The sequence below is a fragment of the Streptomyces sp. NH27 genome (genome assembly GCF_056859195.1).
This window is the reverse complement of the sequence record NZ_JACEGK010000758.1, coordinates 1-2602: the sequence shown is the minus strand read 5'-3', so window position 1 is coordinate 2602 and position 2602 is coordinate 1. Positions and strand designations below refer to the sequence as shown.

Genomic DNA, 2602 nt, shown 5'->3' with positions numbered 1-2602 from the left:
CGTCATCGAGTCGTGCCGGCGCCGCGGCGGTCGGCCCGCGCTCTCCGGCTGGTACACGATCCGACACACGCGGGGGGAGACGTGCTCGGCCCTCTACCATGATCGCCACATCGTCTCGACTTGGAGTGTCGATGCTCTCCCTGACCGAATTTCTGCCGGACCGGGCGGCCGAGGATGCTGTTGTCCGCGCGCTTGACGAGATGCGCCGCGTTTACACCATGCAGGGGCACTTGGATAAACTGCGGGGTCCGGTAGCCGACCTCGTCGCGAGCCCGGACCCGCAGGCTGTCTACACACACCGTGACGCAATATCCCGCGAACACTTCGTGATGCTCTACGCCGCGGAGACGGACTGCGTGCCGCTGTTCCGATTGCGGATCGAGGGGGTCGGCGATCGAAGCAACCTGCAGTTCTTCTTGTTGGTGGCGGGGCGGATGGGTGCAGCTTCTGTCATCCGGTACCTCTGCGGGCAAGGCGTCGACGTCAACGCCGCCGAGGACGACGGCACGCACCGGCACACCGCTCTGCACTGGGCGGTGTACCAGAACCACACTGACGCCGTAGCCGCGTTGATCGCACAACCGGAGATCGACCTCGAACGTGTCGACGGGCACGGGACGACCGCGCTCGACCTGGCCCTCTACCAGTCCCACCGCATCAAGTCGGCGGAGCTGCTTACGGCCGCGGGAGCGCATATCCGTCCCGACACGGTCGTGCACGTCGCCCGGCACAACCTACCGGCGCTGGAGATCGTGCTGCGTCACGGAGCGGACCCGAACGCTTTCGGCCTGAAGACCGGCATCGCACCGCTGCACGCCGCAGCCATGACCCTCCGGGAGGACGCCGTTCGGCAACTGCTCCAAGCCGGCGCCGACCCGCTGCTACCGACCCGGCGCCAGTTCAGGGCCGCACGTGTGAAGTACCCGCGTGGTGCCACCCCCGTCGACTACCTCGACTTGGCCGGTCCCCATGCGGTGGGGCTGGCCTCCTCGGAGGAGTCCCGGCTGGTGCTGGCGGCCCGGATCGCCGAGCTGCGCGACCTTCTCACTGGGGCGGTCGGCGAATGCGCTTCATCGCGCGCCTGAGAATGCTGCTCGCGCGCCTGAGAATGCTGCTCGAGACGGCCGCCGAGCAGCAGCGTTTCGACCGCAACACCCGGCGCCGCCGCGAAGTCCCCACCGACGGCTGGCGGATGGAACACCTGTCGGCGGCGACCGGATAGGACAGGGCCTGACCACGTGACTCGGCGAAGAGGTTCACGAACACGTAGTCGCGCTGTCGAGGTCTCCGTACTCGGCGTGCAGGTAGTCGCTCCACAGCCGCAGCAACTCGGCGCTGACCGGGATGGATCTCTGCTCGCGCGACTTCGACCCGGCGCGGTCGGCGTCGGTCCGGGCAACGACCGTGAGCCCCCGGCGACCCACCAGATGGTCCATCAACTCGTCGCTCTCGGGCTGCTCGAGGTGGTGCCGAACCCCCGCTCGGACGATCGAAACTCGTCGTACTCACGCCGGAAAGTCTCACCCGCCGCCGACAGGCGCTGGAACTGCTCGACGATCTGGAGACCGAGCCGGCGCACCGGATCGGGAAGCGACGCGTCACGGCGCTGCGCGACGCACTCGAACAGGGCTGGGCGGCACCGCCACCGTTACCGTTACCGCAGACCGTTCGTACACTGCTGACCGTTCGTAGCCCGGATCGCGCGTCCGGCGTCAGGTCGGCGTCGTCGGCAGTACGGTCGGCGTCCGGCACCTGCGGGGCCGCGGAACCGACACACCTGTTCAGCGCAAGATCCCACACGGACTGTAGGGCGGCAGGGTCTCATGTGCCTATGCCGATGCCTCTCCCCCTGCGCCGCGGAAGCGGCAACCACCATCGCCGGGCAGCCTTCAAGGCCGCCGTGGGCGTCAGTACGGCCGCAGCCGTCGCGGGCGCGTGTTTCGCCGCCTTCAGCCCGAACGCCGCCGCGGCGGCAGGCGACGTGGCCACCAGCACCCTGGCCGACCTGACCGTCTCGGACGTCCCCGTGGCGGGGCTGACCGCGTTCCACGGCGTGTTCGGCACGGCCGGTTCGGCGCCCGACGAGGGGCTCGACGAGGGCGACTTCTCCGACCCGTCCGGCGTGTTGCAGCACCTCACCGACCACGGGAACGGGATCGCGCGTACCGACGCGGAGCCGGCGAAGAACTACGCGCAGGCGCAGGCGTCCGGCTTCACCCTGGCCCTGACCCGTCCGGACTTCCTCAGCGTGGGGTCCCTCGACTCGTACGCGGAGTGCATCCCCGCGCCGATCGGCCCGCTCGCCCTCGCCTACGCGCACACGGACTCCGACGTGATCGACGTCCTGGGCCGCGAAGTGCCCCCGGGCACCACGCAACTGGACGTCACCGGCGCCGAACTCGGCGTCGACAGCGTCAGCACGGCCACGCTCGCGGTTGTCTACGACCGGTTCGAGGACCCGGCCGGCGGGGCCTACCAGCCAGTGTCCTCCGCGCGCGCCGGCCTCGACGTCACGATCACCGGCACCTTCCGCGGCACGGACGGGGCCGTCGCGTACGACGGTCCGGTCACCCGCCTGCAACTCGGCCACGTCGCCGTGACC

Annotated in this window: 4 protein-coding genes; 3 read left to right on the top strand and 1 reads right to left on the bottom strand. The window is 69.8% G+C overall.

The genetic code is table 11. The annotated features are described in order from the left end of the window. Positions 1–131: 131 nt before the first annotated feature. Positions 132–1085, top strand: coding sequence for an ankyrin repeat domain-containing protein (locus AC13HU_RS35425; protein WP_483046107.1), 954 nt, complete (start codon positions 132–134; stop codon positions 1083–1085). Further along, entirely contained in the window at positions 1064–1222 is a 159-nt protein-coding gene (locus tag AC13HU_RS35420; RefSeq protein ID WP_483046106.1) for a hypothetical protein, read from the top strand. The genes AC13HU_RS35425 and AC13HU_RS35420 overlap by 22 nt, the downstream gene beginning before the upstream one ends. Positions 1223–1256: 34 nt before the next feature. On the opposite strand, the gene AC13HU_RS35415 is transcribed toward AC13HU_RS35420, so the two are convergent. Next, positions 1257–1436 carry a hypothetical protein gene (locus tag AC13HU_RS35415; RefSeq protein ID WP_483046105.1) on the bottom strand — a complete coding sequence of 60 codons (180 nt, stop codon included), beginning with the start codon at positions 1434–1436 and terminating at the stop codon, positions 1257–1259. A 395-nt stretch (positions 1437–1831) separates the two neighbouring features. On the opposite strand from AC13HU_RS35415, the gene AC13HU_RS35410 reads away from it, so the two are divergent. Continuing rightward, the coding region (locus AC13HU_RS35410; protein WP_483046104.1) for a hypothetical protein at positions 1832–2602 on the top strand (771 nt) is incomplete at its 3' end.

Excerpts from the sequence above, each read along its gene's own strand:
- AC13HU_RS35420 (WP_483046106.1), top strand. The coding sequence starts at position 1,064 with ATGCGCTTCATCGCGCGCCTGAGAATGCTGCTCGCGCGCCTGAGAATG.
- AC13HU_RS35415 (WP_483046105.1), bottom strand. The coding sequence starts at position 1,436 with ATGGACCATCTGGTGGGTCGCCGGGGGCTCACGGTCGTTGCCCGGACC.
- AC13HU_RS35425 (WP_483046107.1), top strand. The coding sequence starts at position 132 with ATGCTCTCCCTGACCGAATTTCTGCCGGACCGGGCGGCCGAGGATGCT.